General features: G+C 61.1%; 22 protein-coding genes, 1 tRNA gene and 1 pseudogene. 1 reads left to right on the top strand and 23 read right to left on the bottom strand.

Annotated features, from left to right (window positions below):
* Positions 1 to 27 precede the first annotated feature (27 nt).
* The 22 genes and pseudogenes from B843_RS03385 to B843_RS14260 form a co-directional block, all read right to left on the bottom strand.
* A complete protein-coding gene (locus B843_RS03385) occupies positions 28 to 681 on the bottom strand; it encodes a hypothetical protein (protein WP_025252116.1) in 654 nt (217 codons plus the stop codon).
* Complete coding sequence (locus tag B843_RS03380) at positions 681 to 1019, bottom strand: DUF4913 domain-containing protein (protein ID WP_025252115.1); 339 nt, start codon at positions 1017 to 1019, stop codon at positions 681 to 683. The genes B843_RS03385 and B843_RS03380 overlap by 1 nt, the downstream gene beginning before the upstream one ends.
* Positions 1016 to 2767, bottom strand: a complete 1752-nt coding sequence (locus tag B843_RS03375) for a type IV secretory system conjugative DNA transfer family protein (RefSeq protein ID WP_025252114.1) — start codon at positions 2765 to 2767, stop codon at positions 1016 to 1018. The genes B843_RS03380 and B843_RS03375 overlap by 4 nt, the downstream gene beginning before the upstream one ends.
* Before the next feature lie 45 nt (positions 2768 to 2812).
* On the bottom strand, positions 2813 to 3355 hold the full coding sequence (locus tag B843_RS03370) for a hypothetical protein (RefSeq protein ID WP_025252113.1): 543 nt from the start codon (positions 3353 to 3355) through the stop codon (positions 2813 to 2815).
* 21 nt (positions 3356 to 3376) lie between these two features.
* Positions 3377 to 4996, bottom strand: coding sequence for a peptidoglycan DD-metalloendopeptidase family protein (locus B843_RS03365; RefSeq protein WP_025252112.1), 1620 nt, complete (start codon positions 4994 to 4996; stop codon positions 3377 to 3379).
* Positions 4993 to 5214: a hypothetical protein gene (locus B843_RS13735; RefSeq protein WP_231494011.1), complete on the bottom strand. Its 222-nt coding sequence runs from the start codon at positions 5212 to 5214 to the stop codon at positions 4993 to 4995. The genes B843_RS03365 and B843_RS13735 overlap by 4 nt, the downstream gene beginning before the upstream one ends.
* Positions 5215 to 5264: 50 nt before the next feature.
* On the bottom strand, positions 5265 to 6947 hold the full coding sequence (locus B843_RS03360) for a P-loop NTPase family protein (RefSeq protein WP_025252111.1): 1683 nt from the start codon (positions 6945 to 6947) through the stop codon (positions 5265 to 5267).
* Entirely contained in the window at positions 6944 to 7822 is an 879-nt protein-coding gene (locus B843_RS03355) for a hypothetical protein (protein WP_038595213.1), read from the bottom strand. The genes B843_RS03360 and B843_RS03355 overlap by 4 nt, the downstream gene beginning before the upstream one ends.
* Before the next feature lie 15 nt (positions 7823 to 7837).
* Entirely contained in the window at positions 7838 to 9322 is a 1485-nt protein-coding gene (locus B843_RS03350) for an SCO6880 family protein (protein WP_038595211.1), read from the bottom strand.
* 9 nt (positions 9323 to 9331) lie between these two features.
* Entirely contained in the window at positions 9332 to 11008 is a 1677-nt protein-coding gene (locus B843_RS03345; RefSeq protein ID WP_155895085.1) for a hypothetical protein, read from the bottom strand.
* Positions 11005 to 11931 (bottom strand): hypothetical protein, encoded by a 927-nt coding sequence (locus B843_RS13730; protein WP_155895084.1) that lies wholly within the window; start codon positions 11929 to 11931, stop codon positions 11005 to 11007. Before B843_RS13730 ends, B843_RS03345 begins: the two co-directional genes overlap by 4 nt.
* A gap of 6 nt (positions 11932 to 11937) precedes the next feature.
* A complete protein-coding gene (locus B843_RS03335) occupies positions 11938 to 12573 on the bottom strand; it encodes a hypothetical protein (protein WP_025252108.1) in 636 nt (211 codons plus the stop codon).
* A 30-nt stretch (positions 12574 to 12603) separates the two neighbouring features.
* Positions 12604 to 12882 carry a hypothetical protein gene (locus B843_RS03330; RefSeq protein WP_025252107.1) on the bottom strand — a complete coding sequence of 93 codons (279 nt, stop codon included), beginning with the start codon at positions 12880 to 12882 and terminating at the stop codon, positions 12604 to 12606.
* Positions 12879 to 13157, bottom strand: a complete 279-nt coding sequence (locus B843_RS03325) for a TrbC/VirB2 family protein (RefSeq protein WP_025252106.1) — start codon at positions 13155 to 13157, stop codon at positions 12879 to 12881. The genes B843_RS03330 and B843_RS03325 overlap by 4 nt, the downstream gene beginning before the upstream one ends.
* 1 nt (position 13158) lies before the next feature.
* Positions 13159 to 13860: a DUF6668 family protein gene (locus B843_RS03320; RefSeq protein WP_025252105.1), complete on the bottom strand. Its 702-nt coding sequence runs from the start codon at positions 13858 to 13860 to the stop codon at positions 13159 to 13161.
* On the bottom strand, positions 13857 to 15506 hold the full coding sequence (locus B843_RS03315) for a cutinase family protein (RefSeq protein ID WP_081751479.1): 1650 nt from the start codon (positions 15504 to 15506) through the stop codon (positions 13857 to 13859). The genes B843_RS03320 and B843_RS03315 overlap by 4 nt, the downstream gene beginning before the upstream one ends.
* A 12-nt stretch (positions 15507 to 15518) precedes the next feature.
* A complete protein-coding gene (locus tag B843_RS03310; protein ID WP_025252103.1) occupies positions 15519 to 16157 on the bottom strand; it encodes a hypothetical protein in 639 nt (212 codons plus the stop codon).
* A gap of 18 nt (positions 16158 to 16175) precedes the next feature.
* Positions 16176 to 17252 (bottom strand): hypothetical protein, encoded by a 1077-nt coding sequence (locus tag B843_RS03305; RefSeq protein WP_025252102.1) that lies wholly within the window; start codon positions 17250 to 17252, stop codon positions 16176 to 16178.
* A 128-nt stretch (positions 17253 to 17380) separates the two neighbouring features.
* Positions 17381 to 17776 carry a WhiB family transcriptional regulator gene (locus tag B843_RS14170; protein ID WP_081751478.1) on the bottom strand — a complete coding sequence of 132 codons (396 nt, stop codon included), beginning with the start codon at positions 17774 to 17776 and terminating at the stop codon, positions 17381 to 17383.
* A gap of 111 nt (positions 17777 to 17887) precedes the next feature.
* Positions 17888 to 18451, bottom strand: coding sequence for a hypothetical protein (locus tag B843_RS14090; protein ID WP_244877343.1), 564 nt, complete (start codon positions 18449 to 18451; stop codon positions 17888 to 17890).
* Positions 18452 to 18862: 411 nt separating this feature from the next.
* Positions 18863 to 19054 (bottom strand): annotated as a pseudogene (locus tag B843_RS14265) (helix-turn-helix domain-containing protein); the annotation flags it as partial.
* A 125-nt stretch (positions 19055 to 19179) separates the two neighbouring features.
* Complete coding sequence (locus B843_RS14260) at positions 19180 to 19413, bottom strand: helix-turn-helix domain-containing protein (RefSeq protein ID WP_155895082.1); 234 nt, start codon at positions 19411 to 19413, stop codon at positions 19180 to 19182.
* 79 nt (positions 19414 to 19492) lie between these two features.
* Here B843_RS14260 and B843_RS14165 point away from each other — a divergent pair, with 79 nt between their 5' ends.
* Entirely contained in the window at positions 19493 to 19831 is a 339-nt protein-coding gene (locus B843_RS14165; RefSeq protein WP_318532834.1) for a helix-turn-helix domain-containing protein, read from the top strand.
* Here the strand turns inward: B843_RS14165 and B843_RS03295 are convergent.
* Positions 19791 to 19864, bottom strand: a tRNA-Met gene (locus tag B843_RS03295). The genes B843_RS14165 and B843_RS03295 overlap by 41 nt on opposite strands.
* Positions 19865 to 19889: the final 25 nt, after the last annotated feature.

Raw genomic sequence — 19889 nt, 5'->3', positions numbered from 1 at the left:
CTAGGGGGCACCGCTGGGCATCGACGACTACAAGGACAGTCCCTGTTCGTCGGTCGCCTCGTACACCAAGGCAGCATCTTCTTCCTGCACCAGGCCGAGGGCTGTTTGAGCGTCGATCTCGTCGGTTGGAGAGATTGTCGAGGTTCCCACGCCCTCCTCGAACGCGGCGATGGCTTCACCATCCATGCCCGCCAGGTGCATGTCCTCGATGGTCTCCGCAGGCGACAATGCGGTGGGAATGCGCCCGTCGCCACCGAGGATAACTTCGTCAACGGCACCGGCGAGGTTGTCGAGTCCGTTGCTAGTCAGGATGGTGATTCGGCTGGCCAGCTGGTCGAAACGTGGAGTCTCTACCGCTGTTTCACCGTCGATTACCTCAGCTGGGTCGTTGCCCTTCCAGGTCGCCAAAGCCTGGTCGAAGCCGCGTGATAAGAGCTCATCCTCGAAGAATTGCTGCTCCTGCTGGGACCAGTGGTAAATGGCTGCACCTGCCAGGGCGGCCATAGCCAGCTGTCCGGTACTCATACGCGCGTAGGTCAGTGGCCCTGGAACGCGGGTGCGCGGATGCGCGCTCACAGTGATGCGTTGGGTGGCCACGCGCGCTTCGAGCTCGCGGACCTTCTTCAATGTGCGTGCCAAGGTCAGGTCGATCTCACGCATAGTGGTGTGGCGAGGACTCATTATCGTGTCTCCTTCTTCTTGATGGGGTCAGACGGCAGTGGCAGTGTGGGCTCATCTTCTCGTCGGCAGTCAGCAAAGACACTCGACTCGGACATGAGCTGGCGCATGTGGTAGTCCGCGTGCACGCGCAGGAACGTTTCCAGGAACGTCGCGGGCTCATTCACGCGCAGGTATTCGTAGCGTCGCCAGAGGCTGTCGAGGCGGGCTACAGCTTCGGGATGTGCCCACCAGCGCGCCGACCAGTTCACTGAGCGGATACGCGAGCCGGTGGCCCCGTACATCGGCAGGATCAGCCGGTCCACGAACTCATAGACGGTTGGGAACTGTGGTTCGCTCATTTCTTCGCTCCTAGTAGTGCCTTGGTTTGTGCTGGCCATGGTCGTTTCCACCAGGGCTCCATCTGGGCGATCATCGGGCGACGCTTCGAGGCGAGCACCAGGGCGCGGCCTTGCTCCATCGCGGCGAGCTCCGCGACGGTGAGGATCTTGCGTTCCCTGCGGTTGCGCGAGACCGTGCGCGCGGACTCCCCTGTCCTAGAGGTGGAGGTCTCAAAAACTTCTACGTCACCAACCAGGGCTTCGAGTTTTTGCAGCATTTTCTCGTCTCGCACGCCACCGCCGTAGAGCACCAGGGCGGCCGCCGACCACATCAGCTCCATGCCGTTTTCACCCCAGACTTCTGCACCCTGGGCATAGGACTGCAAGATCGTCATAAGGATGATCCCGCGCGAGCCGTAATGCGAGTACAGGCTGGGAAGTTCAGGCCAGCGCACCACGTTGGCTGCCTCGTCGAGCGCGGCTACTAGAGGCACGGGCAGGCGGCCACCGCTTTGTTCGCCGTAGGCCTCAGCTGCCGTCATGATCGCAGCGGTCAATGCGGTCGTGAGCGCGGCCGCATTGTCTGCACCTTCCTTGGACAGCAAGTACATCGTGTCTTGCCCAGGGCCTCGCACGAAGGCCTCCGCGTCGAAACGTCGAGCACCAGCACTGGGGGTCACCCACTTCAATGCTTCACGTCGGCCCAGTGCCGTGGCCATCTGGGCGGCCTGGGAGAACAGACCGGAACGGGTTTTCTCGGTGATCTGGTAGGTCGCCTCAAGTGCTGCTGCCTGCTGTTTCCACTCCGGGAATGCGTTGAGGATGCGCACCGGCGTGCGATCAGAGTCGTCATTGACCCACAGATACACATCCCCAATCGGGCGATGCTCGAGCGCGGCCGCGAGGAAGAACCGCGAGAGCAACTCCTTACCACCCTCAGAGAAGAACGCATCGCCGCCGTTGTCGGCACCGCGCGCAGCGGTTTTGAAGATGTCAGCTAGGCGCAGCGCAGCGGAGTCCATCGTCTCCGGCTGGCGACGGACCATATCCAATGGATCGAAAAACCACGGTTCTTGCTCGAAACCGGCAGCAATGCGCTGCGGGTCAAACACCCACACTTGGCCACGAGCCGAGGTCACGCCCACTGTTTCGTCAACAATGTCTCGTTTGTTCGAGGTGGTCACCACGTGTCCTGGGGCATCGACGATGGCCGGAATGACCTGGGAGGTGGTCTTACCCATACGCGGGCCGAAGATCACGAGGTAGAGGTCCTCCCACGTGGAGTACAAGCCCGTGGACTTTCCCGGAACACGGCCAAACATCAGCCCTGGGTACTTTTCGGCCATGGCTGGGGTCGGCAGCCACTTTTCCGCCAACTGCTGGGCTTCTTCCCTGCTAAAGCTGGCGATCTCTTTCTTGCTCGCCAGGTATTTTGAGGCGGTATCCGTGCGAGTGGCAGGTGTGCGCAGCTGCTTGATCAGCACGGTAGCCATGGCCGCGAGGATAGCCACCACGAGCCAGAACGCGACCACAGCAATCGTGGCCGTTGCAGACCAGGAGCGTGACCCACCGATCAGTTGTCCCAAGGTGGTAAACGGGTTTTTCGACACTGCTGGACCAGACCCGAAGTGCGCGGCCGCAAGCTGGCCGATCTGAATGCTGGCCACCGCAGCGATGGCCACACCGAGGACGGTAAAGCCGAGGACGGTTTGCACGTCCCACCCGATTGAGCCCGCCGCGCGTGGGTTGTCGCACCCTTGATTTTTCATTGCTATTCTCCGAATTTCGCCGGTCGATTATCCACTGTCATTTCGTCACTGTGACGTGGCTACCTGTTGCCACGCGCTGACTAGCCACTGCCCGTTTTCTTCCTCCACCTCGACGGTGACCTGGATGCTGTCCATCGGTGTTTTCTCCCCCGAGGAGTGCCAGACTTCCTGCGTGACGGTCAGTGGAACTTCGGCTTGAGTGTCTTGGACGACGAGCTTGCGCGAGTCGTCGAGGACGGCTACGCCATGCACCCGATCCCCCGAGGCTGCCCATGAGGCCCACGCCTTCGGTAGCACTGGATCCGGTTGACCGGATTCTGCGTACTGGCGCATGGTGCCGGTCAGTCGATCAGTAATCAGCGCTGCTGCGGCCTGGGGGCTGTCCATGGTGGCCGGTTCCCACGTCATGAGCTCGCCCATGACAAAGGAGGCAGCGACCACGGGATCATTCATGGTGGGATCTGCGATTGCGTGGGTATCGTCGTGGCCGTCGTTGCCTGCGGTTAAGGCGCGCACGGCCACGGCCACGATGATGGCCAGGGCCACCACAATCACCGCGATGATGAAGGCCTTGATTCTTCTGGTCATTGTCTTTGTCCTTCTCGTGGGTTAGAGCTTCTGGTATTTCGGCATCTTCGAGGGAATGGAGGTCACGTAGTTCTGTGTCTCCGCATACGGTGGAACCCCGCCGTATTGCTGCACCGCACCCTCACCAGCGTTGTAACCGGCCAGCATGAGCTGCACGCGGTCGCCCTTGATGGCACCGGAGGCGATCAATGGTGCTTGATTGGCTGCGATCTGGCACAGATACCGGCCAGCAGCGGGAATCGCGTCCTTTGGGTCTGTGATGTCACCGGAACCTGGCGGGCCAATGACTTCGCCGTCCTCGCTCATTTCCGCACCAATCGTCGCCCACGTCGCGGGCATGAACTGCGCGGGTCCTTGGGCACCAGCACCGCTGGCAGCCCCTGTCTGGAAGCCGGACTCTTGCTCGAGCAGAGCAGCGATCAGTGGGGCATTGACCGCATCGCAGGTCCCGCCTGCAATCTGAATCGGGCGTACCCAGTCTGCGGGGATGTTCTCGGCATTTAGCGCGGTATCCTCCAGGCCGGTGTTAACCACACAGTCGGTCGAGGTCGTTCCGCTTACGTCGGCCTTGGTGGCCGATCCACCCAGGGGCGCGGAGCCAATGTCTTGGCCAGGGGTGGCCTTATCGGAGGGGTTGAACGACACGTGAACGTGATCGTAGTGGTTGGCGGTCACACCTCCCCTGTCTTCCATCTGGCTGGTTTGGCCGGGATAGATCAGCTGTTGTCGCCAGATGATGTAATCCACATCCATCTCGTCGTAGTGCGCTAGGAAGTACGAGACGATGGAATCGCCAAGCGCGATGCCCTCGGAAGTCTGGTAGTTGTCGATCATCACGTCAATCGCCCTGCCTTGCGGGTGATCGTCAGCTACTGCGTCAGATGGTCGCCAGCCGCCGATCAGCGTGATCTGTGGGAAGTTGGCTGCCACGGCACGTCCTCCTCGCACAGCATTGACCTGCATATTCGTCTCAGAGAAATAACTGACTGGCTGCAACTGCGTCGAGCCCGTTGCCGGGGTGGACTTCTGCGGCGTTGTCGAATCCGTCTTGGTGTCTGCTTGAGTGCCTGGCTCGACTGCCTTATCCAGCCACGCCTGCGGGTCCACCGGGTTGCGGTAGCCGGGAACGTGCACCTCGAAGTGCAGGTGTGAGCCACCTGGACCAGGTGGGGAGACCCCGCCGTTGTATCCCTCATCCGCGATGTGTTGACCAGCATAGACTTTGTCGCCGACATTGACGTAGACATGATCGTCGAACATGTGTCCGTACAGGGTGGAAAACGTCTGGCCGTCAGCCTCGTGGTCAATGATGATGTAGTGGCCGTAGCCGCCTGGATCAGCAGCAGACAAGGAGACGACACCGTCCGCGTAGGCGTAAATCGGTGTCCCCTCGCCCTGGGCAATGTCGATGCCCTCGTGCATGCTGCCGCCACGCTGGCCGAAGCCAGAGGTCTCGTGCTCGGTTGCACCCCGCTCAGGCAGAGAGAATGAGCCTGCGGGAACGCGCCCATCCTGGCTTGAGGAAGAACTGCTGCGACCGTCCAAGCACAGGTTGTCGTCGTTGTCGCCACCGAGAATGACGACGACCAGGATCACTAGGAACAGCAAGATCACCAGCACGCCGCAGCCGAGGCGTTTCATGGCTCCTCACTTCCGGTTAGTTCCAGGATCTTCTGGCGTAGTTGCTTGTTTTCTGCTGCTAGGCGCAGGTTTTCGGCCACGCGGGTGTGCGGCCATTGGCCGTCTGCTTGCAGCCACTCAAACAGAGTGGTGCGTCCTACCCCCCAGCGTGCGCCGATGGCAGCTGCTGCCGCTGACGGCGAGGTGTAGTCATGCCAGGTTTGAATAAATTCCTCCATTGCGCCCTGGCGGATGTGGTCTGGGTGAAAATGCCGACGATAGGGACTTGTCATCGCAGTTCACCAGCTTTGAAGAAGTCGTCGAAGCGGACGTTGGTGTCATGCAGGCGGAATTGGACCTCAGTCGGGAACAATACGGTTTGCACCGGAATGCCCGGCGAGCCGTCCTTGGATGGCTTAATCATGAACCGGCCACGACCAGGCGGAGTCGCCCGCGCACCGCGCGTGCGCGAGCGCTTAGGTGGCGCACCGGTCGACCAGCTGGTAATCATCTGACCCTCGGCATCGGTAAACGACAGCCTGCTGGAGAGAATGTCGAGCTCGGAGTTCGGCAGGCCTCCGCAGATCACCATGCCCGCGCGCTCGATAAAGCCCATGGCCGTTTTTCGGTCCTCCTCGGTAGGCAGTGCCTCCAAGTCCTGGAAGGTGTGGGTAATCATCGACAGCGCGGTCGCGTCCGTGCGGTTCAGACGGGTTAGCGCGTCGACCTGGCCGACCATGCCCGGTGCAGATGAGAGCACCTGCCACATCTCGTCGAGGACGACCGAGAACAACCGCTGCGGTCCCAGGCCCGCATCGGCGAGCAGGTGGGAGGCCTCAATAGCACCAAAGGCGTTCGACCAGCACGCCATCATCACGGCTGCTTTCATAGCAGAATCACCCCGGTCAATCGCCGACACGTCAATGCAGACGGCAGTGGAGTCCACATCAATCGGAGTGGTGGTCTGCCCGTCGAAAATCTGGCCGGTCTGGCCGTCCAGCAGGGCGTTGAGCGACAAGACGAGATCATCCACGCGGCGATCCCAGGCTTCGTCGGTGCGCGCGCGTGCTTTCTTGCGCAGCTCCGGTGTGCCCTCCTCAAGAAGATCAATCAGATCCGCGAGCACCGGAGGGTGTGCCCAATCCACGTCCTGCTGGTTGTAGAGCTCACGTAGCGCAGCAGAGATCAGCATGACCTCGAAGTCCGCTGGTTGGGAGCCACGCCCGAGGCTAATCAGGGTTTGCACCATAGTGACCTGGCGGCCGTGCACCTGTTCCTTGGCACGCTGGACGACCTCGTCCTGGCCGGAGGCCTCCAGCTGGGGAATCACGCGCCCGAGCGCGCCCACATCCAGTGGGTTAATGTGGCCGAGACCGTGGCCAATCGTGATCACCTGGCCGCCGACCTGGTGAACGAAGCCGACGTACTCGCCCTTGATGTCACCGGCGATAATCGGGACTTGCTTTTGGGCGACAGCGCCCATCTGCATCTTGCGGATCAGCGTGGACTTCCCCAAGCCCGGCAGCGAGAGCACGAAAGCCGAGGGGTTAGCGATAATGCCTTCGCGAAACCAGGCCAGCGGGTCGCAGCCGATTTCCGCGCCCGTGGTCACATGCCGACCCAAGGGTGTGCCGATCATGGGTGCTGGGGCACCAATGACGTTGGGGTTAAAGCCCGCGCCAAAGTTGGTGGTGGTCTGCCATTCCTGCGGGCCGGAGATCACCCTCTGAGTGCCAGCGGACGCGCCCCTGAATCCGCGCGCACCTGGCCGCGAGAACGCGCGCTCACCGCGCACCTTGACCGCACCAGCGGCTTGTTGTTCCCACTGCTGCTCGTCGCGTTCTGCGCGCTTAAGCTCCTTAAGCCAGCGCCGGTAGGCGCGACCATCGGCAGACAACCGCGAGGGAATCTCCTCGATGCCTGCCTCAATATCGGCGTGCAAGCGCTCGAAGTCCATCATGTCCTGGCTCATGCTGCCACCTCCAAGTGCTGCCATGCGAGAACCCCACACCCGAGCGATGCGAGCGCCGCGATGGCTTGCCGGCCCCACAGCCGGCGCACGCGCAGACGCTGCTTCGGGGAAAACTGGGAAATCATTGCTTCGGAAAGATCATCAACGGTTGGCCCATCCAGGGCGCTAATAGAAACCACGCCCACCACGCGCGGGGAATCAGCTTCGTTGGCAGCCGTGCGCGACCACAGCCCCACCCTGACCGTGGCCAAGTCTTGCGCAGCATCCGCCAATCCCAGGCCAGTGTCGATCACCGTGGTGAAAAAGTCAGGCTCGGCGGCAATCTCGCCGATCTCGAAACTAGCCGTGAACTGCATATCTGTGGCCACCGCACCAGCATGTTCTGACAATTGTCGGATCAACGGTGGGAAAACATCGTCGTCGCCAGATCCCACCGCGAGAGCGATCATTTTGGTCAGCTGGTCGGCATCCAGCGGAGTCGCCGCCAGGGCGAGAGTGTCGGCAGCGTCATAGGCGGCAGGCAACGCCCTAGCGATGCGGGTGAGGAATTCGCCGCTGTCCTTGCGCTCGGTCTTGCCGGTGGACTCGAACGTCACCCACAACAGCACCTCGGAAGCGCTGACGCTTAGGCACGTGGCGATTACTGTCTCGTCCTCGGCCACGTCGTGTTCCCACTGTCGCCAGGCACCGACCGTGGCAGCTGCTGGGTTGTCAACGCGCAAGGCCACGCTAGCCTCATTATGTGTTGGTGAGATGAGGACTCCCACTGGGAAGCCACGCAGGTCACGCACCGTTTCCAGGGTCATTTTCCGCACCAGCGGGTACACGATAACGTCGCGCCCGGAGGTGGACTTGACCTTAAGCCGCTTAACCATTGTGTTCGCTCCTTTCTAGATCAGTTCGGTGGTTTGTTCTTTGTCCCACGGCACCTGGCCGAGCCCGCAGGTGGTGATGAATCCGGTGTCTTGCTGGCGGGTCATTTTCGCCAGGCGAATGCTTGCCCCTGCTGCCAGCTGCTGAATGTCTTGGCTCACCCGGTCCAATTGCGCCTTGTCGGAGACCGTGGCCGTCACGAACAGCGAGTAACGACCCAGTTGCGCGCCGCGCGCCTGGGCGCGGCGGGCCGCTTCGGTGTGTTCCAGGCGCAGCTCAGCATTGGCCGAGCGGATCGACTTCGAGGAGTTCGCGGCCACCATCGCGTCGCGGTGCTCACCTTCGACCTTGGAGACACCCTTGCCTGCCTCATAGGGGCGGTAGATCAGCGCGACCCTATGTCGTTCGATACGCTCGTGCGGGCTCAGCAGGCCTGTAAGCAGGGTGTCCTCGAAGGTGGAGCGTGGTGCATCTTTCATTTCCCAGCTCACCGAGGAGCACCCCTTATGCTCATACGCGCTCGTGGTGGTGCGCGCGTATCCAGGGCCAGCATCCTCCCACGCCAGCCCGTGCGAGGTACCCAGGACTTGGAGTTCTTCTAAGTCTGCCTCAGCAGCAGGGTTAACGAAGGAGTGCGCGCGAGCAACAACCTCGTCGCCATTCATGGGAGTTGCGATCATCCCCGCCCAGGCCAGCTGGCGGTACATGCCCGGCAAGCGCGTAGCGAGCTGGCCTAAGAAAGAATTATCTTTCAACGATTCACCGTCAATGTGGAAAGTCACCGCAATATGCGAGACGATCTCAGGAACCCCAATCGAGAGATACTGGCCAGCCTCCCGCATGATCTGGGCAGCTACTGGTGGCACATCATCTTCGAGGATCGAATCGACTTCTTGTGCAACAAGCTGGCCGGTTCCTGGACGATGGCCTACGACGATGGCCACGTGGTTAATGTCCCCAGACAGTGACAGCAAAGCCAGCCAGCGCGACCACTCAGCGGTCTTTTGGTTGCGCTCCTCCTGGGTCATTGGGGTCTGGCCGGTCAGCTGGCAGTCGAAAAGCACAGTGGCCGTGCGCGCGGGCGCATCGACGATGGCTGCAAACGGCTGGTTGTCGGTGTCCACTGCATCGACTACATACGTGCGTGCCAGCGTTCCTGGCAGGCGATGAAAGCCGCCAGGAACCTTGGAGAGCACGCCCGAGAGGTACACGTCCTCGCCTGCCCGGCGGCGGGAGAAGTCCTGGCCGAGCATCCGCAGCATGGTGGCAATCGAGCGGTTGCCCCACTGCACACTAATCAGCGCGGCCGCAAGCGCGGTCAGCAGCAAGACGATAAAGCCCACACCGAATCCCAGCCCGGAGAACTGGACGAGCAGGAAGATCATGAATCCGGCAGCGATAACTGCCGTGGTGGCCATGGACAACCCACCGAGGCCAGTTCGGCGCGGGGGTTGGCCCAGGGAGTACTGGGGGACGATTACCTCGTCGTGTGACTTTGCCATGATCTGTTCCTATCGGTGAACCTGCCCGGCGTAACCGCCCGGCGTTCCAATCGAGTCATCGAAGATGCCCTGAACGTGACGGCCTGCCTGCCCAGATGCGGAGGCTACTTTGGCAGTCCCCTGAGAGAGCTTTCCTGCACCCGTCAGCGTTGCGCCAGCCCCGCGACGGACACCACGCGCCGCCGCGCCCGCGCCTGCGGCCATCCTGCTGCGCATCGAGGGGGAACCACTTGCACCCGAGGGCTGGGAGGCCGTGCTCGTCGACGCTGCCCCACCGCCACCGGTCGCACGTGCTGCGACCCCGCCACCCGTCGTGGTGCTTGTTCCTGTTGCTGCACTCGTGGTGGTTTGTGCGCCCGTTCCGGTAGCACTCTTGCCCGTGCCAGCCACCGCCCGGCCAGCGGTGCTCAGCACGCCACCGGCTGCCCCGGCAAGCCCGCCGACGACACCCGCTGCCCCTGCCAGCATCGGGGCGCTCCCGCCGCCTCCTGCCTGTGCAACGACCGGGACAATCGCGCGCACCAGGGCGGGGGCAGCAAAGCCTGCCAGCCCAATCATGAGAGCATTCACCACGCCACCGGATACACCAATGTCGCCGCCCTGGCCAACATTCCACAGCACAACCGCATACAGCAGTGCTGAGACAGGCTTGAACGCCAGCGCTGCAATCAGGAAGCTGACCAAGTGATTCAGCCCCTGCTTGCCTGCCTCCGTAAACGACAACGCAGCAAAAAGCGGAGTAAGGCCAGCAGCAATCGGTGCGATCAGAACACGGGTGACCAGGGCGAGGATCTGCACGACGCTGCCAATGAGCATGACACCAGCCAGAATCAGCATGGCGATGGGTCCAAACTCGGTATCTTCGAGCCCGCCGAGATTGACGATGTTGTCTACCCCGCCGCCGAATTGCTCCATGATGGCATCCGCGAGTGCGTCACTGGCCACCATCGCACCAGGAAACATCGCGGGCACCGCGATGGAGAAGACCAACCATCGCAGCATGTTGTCGTTAATATCAGTCATGCCCTCTTGGAGCCCGCCCCGCCTGGATGAAACTAGTCGCCAACCGCCGATGATGAATGAGGCCATCAGTGCGAATCCCGACAGGCCCATGACGATGTTTTTCACGCCCTGGGTGTTGGCAGAAACGTCCACGCTGGAGGTTGAGTAGTCCATCCAGAACGTCATGGCCGTCTCGAGTGCTTGTGTGTTGCCCTCCAGGACGGACTTCACGAACTTACCAATCGGGTCATTCCAAAACGCGGACTCATTGAACGCAACCGCTGCACCATTAAGTGGCGAACTAATGACACAAGCTGTCTTTAGTCCGAAACGTCCCAGTGACGCACCGAGACCACGATTTTCCTGGTGGTGGGCGAGGATCTCATCCCATCGCTCCTGATGGGCTTCTCGGATCTTTGCAACCTTGTCGGCATCGTACCTATACAGGCCAGCGGCCTCATCCTTTTCGGCTTCGGTAATGAGCCCATCCTCGACAAGCTGGCTTAGAACGCCACGTTCATCTTCAATGGAGACGCACTCGTCATAGCCACGCTCCAGAATGTTCTTGTCGGTGTCTGTGGAATCCTGCGCGAGCGCGGGCGTGGCCACCAGAACGAGAGTTACTAGTGCAACGACAGCTGCCGTCACCCACCGCGAGGCTGCTGTTCGAAATACGGCGATCACTGGTAATGCACCTCATTCAGCGGTGCTGGGTTGTCGGGGTCAAAAGTTCCACCGCGATCAAAGGTGACTCCAGCTTGGCCGGACAAGTCCGGCACCCAATCGCCATTGCGCCAGTACACAGGAATCGCGACCTTGATGCCGCCATCGCCGGTCATTCTGAAATCATGTCCGACCTCGACAACGACGACATTCTCGTTGCACTGCGTTACCTCGTAATAGCCAGGTGCTGGAAGCAGTCGGGGGCGATTCTTGGTGTGGTCGTAGGTTGGCTTATTCAGGCCTCGAAATTCACGATCTTCTTGCAGGGTCTCGTAGGTTGACCACCAGGCCTTGTCGATCTCCTCGCCAATGCCATCTCCAAGGCCGCCAACGCCGTATGCTGCTGCGTTCAGGGCAAGGGCGATGGCACCTTGTGGTGAGTGTGCGAAGCCTGCTGGGACTCCGTTGTTCATTCGCGATGGCCCTGCCTCAGAGTTCACGACGAGGTAGCGTCCATTCACGTACTGCTGTGTAGTGGATCCGCCAAGCACCACGTTTCCCGTCGAGCACTGCTCGAATCCCCCATCGACGAGGTCGCCTTTGCTCGGCAGGTCTCCGTCATGGTTAATGGGTGTCCACACAGGCCGCTGAAAAGCGAAATCAACTGACCACGTGCCCGGTGTCGCGTGAGCGGAGTCGTCAATCAAACCGGAAGGGTCTGGCCACGTGCGTTGGGTATTACCGACCATCGCACCTGGATAATTCGTCTCCGATGCGGCGGATGTACCCGACGTGGCAGGCGCACTCGTCGAGGGCGACTGCGCCTGGGGATTATCGCTGTTATCACCAGAGCGAGTCAGTACGACAACTGCAACAATGGCGACGACAACCAGGGCTGCGACGGCTGCGATCAGCCACGTGCGCGAGCTTTGATTCTTGCTCATTTCTTCTTAGGCCTCCTTCGGGCCATAGGCCACGAAATCCGTCGCCAACTGGGTATCGGTAATTGCTGTGAGATCGACCGCCTCATCCTGGGTGGGCAAAACCACCTTCCAGTCACCACTGCTGTGCGATAGCTGCACTGGCATCGCTGCCAAGGTGTTTCCCGGATACTCGACTGCCAAGGTCACCACCGCTTCATTCGGGTCATAGGAGGCGATCTTGAATCCCCGAAACACAGGTGGGTTATCCAGTGTGCCGTTGACGCTGACCAGGGCGCGGGCTTGAGCCCACTGGTCACGGCCAGCGCCTGGCTCAAGCAGAGTTTGGGAGACTTCTGGCCACGTCTCGTCGTCGGCACCGGCGACAAAAACCTGCGTCGTAATCGCTGCCACGACCGCACCTTGCGGTGAGGCCTCAAAGCCACTGGGCACCGAGTCGTGGTTAAACGGCCCCGAGGTCGTCGAGACCGGATATTGCAAGCCAGCAGGCCCCACCGTCCACGTGGTGCGCCCAGGGGCAGTGGTCAGGTCGTAAGCATCCTGCACCTGCGAGGACAACGTGTCACTGCCGTTGTCGGACGAGCAGCCGACCAGCAGTGCACCCGCTGCCAGGACGCTGGCGATTAGAGAGAGGGGGCGATTCATGAGGGGATATTTCCTTGTTTGAGGTTTGGATTAGGACGCCAGCCAGGCAGCCAGACTGCTAGCACTCGAAATGACCATCACGCCCAGGGCGATCTGGAACGCTCGCACGGCAGGGGCTATGGCGCTGACCGGCTCACCACGATCACGGTCGAGGACCATAATTGCGCCGAAGATAATCACCGCCAGGATGGAAAGGCCTAACACGATGTAACTGGCAAAAGACAGCCATTCACCGATGGCGGAGACCACCGAGTCCGGTGGTACCCAGGTCGAGGTAGGCGGCCCCTGAGCCGTGATGAACGCGCTCATAGCATGGCTGCCACAATCGTTCCCGCGGCTCCGATGATCATGGAGCCAATGCCGATGCGCAGTGCCATCGAGGTGGCCTCCTCACTTGAGCCCTGCTGGCGCGAGATCACCATAGACGCACCGGCGACGATCACGCCGATAATCGCAATGGCAATGCCGATATACATAGCCAGGTTCAAGATGTTGTCGAACTTCGAGGCAAACTCGCCTGGTGCTTGCGGCTGGATGTTTTGTCCAGGCATCTGTGCCAGGAAGTAAACAGGGTTGAGGTTCATGTCAGGAGTCCTTTTCGTTCTTGGTGTGAGCCGCAAACGCGGCTTGGAAGATTTCGTGACCCAGCTCTGCGATGGCTGCTGCGACTTCGTCGGTCGCTGGTGCTTTTCTCAGGCCACGCTTGCGCTCATGATCTGTCGTTGCTGCGGGAGTCCATACTGCGAGCTTGTCGGGGGCAGTCACCCGGAAGTCTGGCAGGTAGGGCACTCGCCATACGTGGGTGAGATCCTCAAGCACCTTTTCTCGCTGCACCAACGGCTTCGGGGTGCGCCCAGGAGCGTCCGCGATGATCACCACACCTAAGACCTCGCAACCACCGGTATCACCTGCTTGCGACTGCAAGACGGCCGAGTGTGCGGCATCCAGGCCCGTCCAGGTCGAGCGGCACACGACCACGCAATAGCGGTGTTGGTCATAGGCCGGCCACTGCCCACCAGCATCAGCCATCGGCGCAACCACACTCGCAAGTGTGCTTGCCCCTGCCCCACCGTGGGCTCCGACTGCCCACGCAATCGGCGCGCGCTCTGCTGGGTCTGCCAGCTGCTGGTGAGCAACCGGGAGGAAGCCCTTCGCCGTGGCTGAGATCTTCCGTGGCGGGAATAGGAGCGACTCGTCCATCTCCCATGGCGGGGAAAGATGGGACTCGTCGTCTGGCCTCGGAGGACGCAACGGGATCTTCTCGGTGTCGCGGTCTACCGTGCTCATGCCAAGTCCTTCATTGCGGCTGCAATCGCATTCGAATCAAACGTGCTGGCCTGCTGCACAGTGCCCGTCGACAGGTTCTTGCCGAGCTCAGCGCCGACCACGTCGGCCAGCCAGGAGGTGGTTGCTTCTGCCGCCGACTGGCCCGAGGCCGTCATGCCTGCGGAGTCATAGGCACCTGCGGACTTCGAGACCTGCGAACCCACCGCCGCCTGGACGGCAGCCTGGGCAAGCCCGTCGTCGTCAATGCCGACTGCTTGCGCCTCCGAGGCCAGGCGACGAGCACCCGTGGTCAGCGTGCGCTCGTTGACTAGATCCGTGGCAGCACTCGACGCAATCAGCAAGGCAGCGCCAGCACCAGCGGCAGGCGAAATAGCACTCGCTGCTGCGATCTGGGCGATGTTCTCGGGCTTGACGACTTCCTTAGCGACCGTGACGCCGGCAGCCAAGGCCATGCCACCAATCTGCATACCAGCGCTGACGAGACGCTGCTGCATCTCTGTTTGATCCACCGGGGCCGCCGACTCGGTGGCAATGCGTCCAATGAGGGTTTGGCTCGGGCTGCTAGCCGCCTTGAAACTAAACCCACCATCGCCGAACTGCACATCTTCGGCCAGAGTCTCAACACTCGCCAGTACGACGGCTGGGCCAAGGGTATCGGTGACATAAGCCAGTTGAGCCTCCGGGGCCTTGCCTGCGGTTGCCTCCATGCCGTTGGACACCAGTCGGCCCAGTGGGGTATCGCTTGCCAGCGAGCACGCCACATCTCCGGTCGCACACCAGGACACCGCGCGATCAGCCAGCTTTCCGTAAGTGCCCGAATCAGCGCCAACCGTCTGCCCGGTCACCGTTGCCACACCAGCACCGCTTGCTGGGGTCACATCCCAATTCTGGGAGGCACCAGCAGGAGCAGACGCACCGTTAGCCACCACCGGCTGGTCGGCAGCGCGCGAGGGATCAGCGAACATGGCCACGCCAATAACCTTGGAGGAATCAATCAGATCCCCTGCGCCAATTTTCTTCGAGACAATCGAGACGGCCTGCGCGCCCTGGCCCACACCCAACAGGCTGACCTTGGTATCAGGGCACTGCTCGGAAATCTCAGCCAACACCGACTCGGTATCATCGACGGCCTGCTGGATCGACTCCTCATAAGCGGGAGTGGTATCCGGGCCGGTCACCCCAGGGATATAGGCGCGGGTGTCTTTGGTCGAGGCCACCGAAATCACCGTGCGCCCCACATTCACGCTGCTATCGTCTGAGTCAGTCTCGGTTGCTGGAGCCTGCGAGGTGGGGGTCGCAACCGTTGAGGTTGCCGACGTAGTGGCAGACTGCGTGCCCCACACATCCGGCTTCCAGGAACCAGAACCCGCGTCGGCAGTGGCCGTCGCGGTCGGTGTGGGCGCGGTAAAGCCTGCGTCCACTGCTGCCGTGGTGTCGTCGTTGGCAGCCTCCAAAATGGGGTCAGTGACCTCGGCGAGGAAACCCGCATCAACATTGCCCAAAGTGGAGTCGCTGGCATCGTTGACAATCACCAGCTGCACACCAGGGCAGGCACGCTCTGGGGCATCCTCGGCAGCTGCTGAGGGGACAACGACGATGGTCGAGGCCATCGCTGTCAAAGCTGCCAGTCCAATGAGATTCTTCATCGAGGACCGTCCTTATCGAGTTGTAATATCAACGATCTGCCATTCCCCGGACTCGTTTTGAGCCCCGGAAACGGTTTGTTGGTACGTCTGTGAGGAGCCATCGGCGAAGGTGACCATGAGATCCACATCCACCGAATCGTCCTTAACCGGGGCCATCACCGCGCACCAGGACGAGCCCTCGGGTGCGGCATCGGGCAAAATCGTTGCCCAGTCCTGGTCTTGCATCCAGGAATCAGGGGCAAGCAGTTGCTTGACGGTCTCCGCATCTTCGCTGTAATAGGCGGTTTGCCACTTCGAGATGGTCCCGCGCAAGGTCGTATCAGCCACCGAGAGGCGCACTTCGCCTTCTTCTGGTTCGCACTGCCCGGCCACAGCGATCTGCCCGGCAGGGTCCACCGTCATGGTTGAGGTGGCACCCGTGGCCGAGTCCGCATCATCGCCACCGGTCGCACGCATGAGCACCAGCGAGGCTGCAATCACAACCAACAGCAGTGCTCCCAGCAATCCCATCACCTGCAAGGCAGATGCGGAGATGCCAGTGGAAGTCTTGACCTTGGTGGAGGTGGCCTTTTCACGCTTGGGCTTTTCCGCCTTGGGCGCGGCAGGCTCCTCCGCCTGGTTTTGTTCTGCTTCGTCAAACCACGAGTCCATGTTCAACCCCTTTGGTGCTTAGTGAGCTTCAAACCAGGTCGTGACCTGGCCAAGCGGCGTATCGGTTGCGTTCTGTCCATCCGGGGTCTGTGCCAGGGTGTCCTGCACCGCCTGGTTGAAGTCCGCGTTGGCCTGGTTGACTGCCGCATTCACGGAATCAAGCACATCTGCCGGGACGACAGACTCCACAGCCTGGTTGACAGCGTCGGTGACCTCGACCGGGATCACCGGAGCAACGAAGCTGGTCTCCACGCCACCGTTGTTGACGGTGACGTTCTGGCCTGCGACAGTCACGCTCAGCTCAGCAGCGGGAGCATCCCCGACCGGCTGGCCGGAAACGTTGACGACCGTCTGCTCAAGGGTGGACTCGAACGAGATCGCACCCGTGCCCTGCGCGGTATCAATCGACGCACCGGTGGACACCGAGGTGATCCCCGGAGCAGCGGCAGGATCAGTGCCCGGATCAGGATCAGGGCCATCGCCGTCCACGTCAGGGACATCGGCCAACGTCAAGTCGGAATCATCACCACGAACGGCATCCGGGGTGTGCTTGTCCTGGACTTCCTGGCGCACGTCGCCGTCCTGGTCGATGACCGTCGCCAACTCGTAAGCAGCAACCTCGTCGGCATGCTCAGTGCGCACAGACGGAGTCTCGACCTCCACAGACGGGGAGGCGACCTCATCGCGTACCGAGGTGGTCGTCTCAGAAACCGTCGCCTTGTCCGCCTGCATCGGAGTCTTAGTGGTCGACTGCGAAGCCGTCGCCGGAGACGACGCAACAGCCGGAGTCACATTCGTCGCTGGCTTGGTAGCCGGAGCCCCTGCCTGCTCGGAGTCCTTCTCCGCAACAGCAGGCTTCGTGTCCTTGGTGGACTCCTTGTCCTCGGTTGGCTCCTTCGTCGCCTCAGAGTCCTTCTCAGCCGTGGTACCCGTGGTCACAGTCTTGGTCGTGCCCGGCTGTGCCACCGCCTGCTTGTCAGGGCGCACCGTGCCCGGCTGCGCCGGGGCTTCGGCTGCCCACGCCATCGCAGGTGACAGCAGCGAGGACGCGAGAGTAGCCAGCAAAACGCCAGCCCTAACGCCTCGATTGTTCATGTCTTTCTCTCCTTCGGAGGGGTTTTAATGGCCATGGATGATCTGACAGATGTCAACGCATCCATGGCACAGTTTCGCTTTGTCGAAAAACACAGTCAATGCCCTGTTATGCAGGGATAACAATGGGTTTATGCACTTGCTTTTCGTCGAGCTAACCCACTGGTTAGACTGTTAGGTGGCGCGCCGACACCGCGCCCGTCGCTCCTCACCTTCGGGTGGGGAGCGGTCGTGTTTGTTGGGCGGAAAAGCCTGCCACCCCAAATGCCAATCTCGCCGGAATCCTCGGCAAAACTCGCGCACAATGCACGAACCGGGCAAGCCTGACAAACGCTCATCGCCTCCGCGCGTCGCTGGTCACGCTCGCCAGGAGTCTCCCCATGCACGGAAAGATCCCACAGTTCGGGATACCAAATTTCGAACGTGCACAAACCCTCAACAAGCAAACGCACAGGTAGACGGTTAAACGATTGCAGGCTGTAGGGGCCTGGCCCGTGGTGGTTGGTGGAGTCATGACCGACACTCATGACGCATCCTTTCGTTGTGACTTTCGGCTCGATCAGCACCGACCGAGCCCTGGAATCGGCGCGCAGCCCACCCGAGCTACACGCCACCTACACCCAGCGAGGGAAGCTGGGTCAGGCAAGCAGGTAGCGCTCGATGCCGACAGCCGCCGCGAATTCCCAGCGGTTATCGCCGTGCCAGCTGCCCTCAGCGCGGGCATGGTGGAAATCCGCAGCCAAAGCCCCACAGTCGAGGTCCTTGCGGGTGACCACCCGACCGTTGGCAAGCTCATGTGACCACTCAGCGACCTCGTGGGTCTCTGACTCGGGCGCAAACGTCGTTCCCGCTGGTGGAGCAGCATCCACAGGGGTGTCGTCGCGCAACCTGGCCTTGACCAAGGCCACCAGCGAGCGCACGTGCTTCGGCAGCTCACGAGACCGCAAAACCGCAGCGAGCTGAGGGCGCGTCCAGCCAGCATCCAGCCGCTCAGCGATCATCTCGCCAACCTGGGCCAGCGCCGTGGGAGCCATCGCCTGCATCGGCTCTGGAAGCACCTCGCGCGCCAGGCCGACGAGCTCGTCCTGCGACCACGAAGAATCCTCCACCGCAGGCGCAGGGGCTTGCACGGGAGCTACGGGCATCGCCTGGGGCTCAGGTTGCGTGCTGGGCACCACACCCTCGCCCACTCCGAGAGCCACGAGCAAGGCCGAGCGTTGGGCGGGCGACAGCCCCGCCACAACGTCTCCGAGATCGAGAGAGTCTTCCCCCTCCCCCGGTGCGCCGTCAGGTGCACCGCCCAGCGGCGCAGCCGCCCACTCCGCCTCGCCCGACTCCACGGGGGGTTGGGGGGAAGGGACTGGTGGTTCTATAACTGGTGGTTCATTAAGTGCAACAGGATGCACTTTCGAAAGGGGTAAATTTGCACTTTCGAAATTCGAAGGTGCAAATCTTGCACTTTCATTGTGACCTGCGCTTTCTTTCGAAGGTGCAGATTTTGCATCTTCGAGGCTGTAGGTCTTCCCAACGTGCAAAATGTAGCGATTGGACGTGCGTCGAACCCCCGAGTGGCCGTTGCTATAAACGCGGCGTTCGACCGAAATCAGCCCCAGCGATTGAAGCTCTTTGAGATACGCGACGACAGAACGCTTGGAGCAGCGCGCCCTCTTAGCGATCTTGTCCTGGCCGGGAAAACAACTGTTGCGCTCATCGGCAAAATCGGCGAGAGCAATCATGACAAGTGATGGCCCCGGCTTGAGCCCTTGCAGGTCGTCTAGAACCCAGGCAACTGCTTTAGTACTCACTGTGCGCCGCCTCTACCGTTGCGCGAGGGCAGGTACCCCCGTAGACTGGGCTTAGATTTGTTGCGCGAGTCAACACGCGAATCTTTTCGACCGTCCCCGGTGCAACGGGGACGGTCCTTTTGTTTCTAGTCACTGTTGACCTCCCGCTCCTTGGGAAGTTCGAATGATTCCATTAGATGGTCAAGACCTGATTGGGGTATTTGCCACCGATTGCCGGGGCTCCTTCGTGCTCCGGGGACCTTCCCACTGCGAATCCAATTGCGCACCGTCTCAGGGGTGGGATTACCCGGCAATAGCCCAGCAACCACCGGAGGCGAATACCACTTTTCCTCGCCTTCACAACTTTTTGTTTCACCCATAAACAGAAGGTTAACTACTGTGGTGTAATTTTGCAATCTTTTGTTGTTTTTGATTCTTTTGAGTGCTAAATTTCATCTCATGGCAACAATGAAACAGCTACCCAGGAATAGCTACTCTGCTGATGAGGCAATCGGAATCACGATCAACGATCTAATGTTTCGCAACAAGGTCACGCGCAAGCGCCTCGCGGAGGTTCTCGGAATCACATCCCAGGCAGTTAGCCGCAAGGTTCTCGGCCAAGTTGGCTGGAGTGTTCAAGACCTCTTTACAGTTGCGGACTTCTTCGGCCTTGAAGTTGCAGACCTACTCCCCCGAAAGGTCAATGCAACAAAAGAAACCCCCGATTCGTTTTCACGAACCGAGGGTTCCGGATTAGTAGCGGGGGCAGGATTCGAACCTACGACCTCTGGGTTATGAGCCCAGCGAGCTACCGAGCTGCTCCACCCCGCGACGCGAAGCAAGTGTTCCTTGCGAC

This window comes from Corynebacterium vitaeruminis DSM 20294, assembly GCF_000550805.1.
Taxonomy (GTDB): domain Bacteria; phylum Actinomycetota; class Actinomycetes; order Mycobacteriales; family Mycobacteriaceae; genus Corynebacterium; species Corynebacterium vitaeruminis.
Note: the sequence above shows the minus strand (reverse complement) of the source record. Positions and strands in the feature narration are given on the sequence as shown.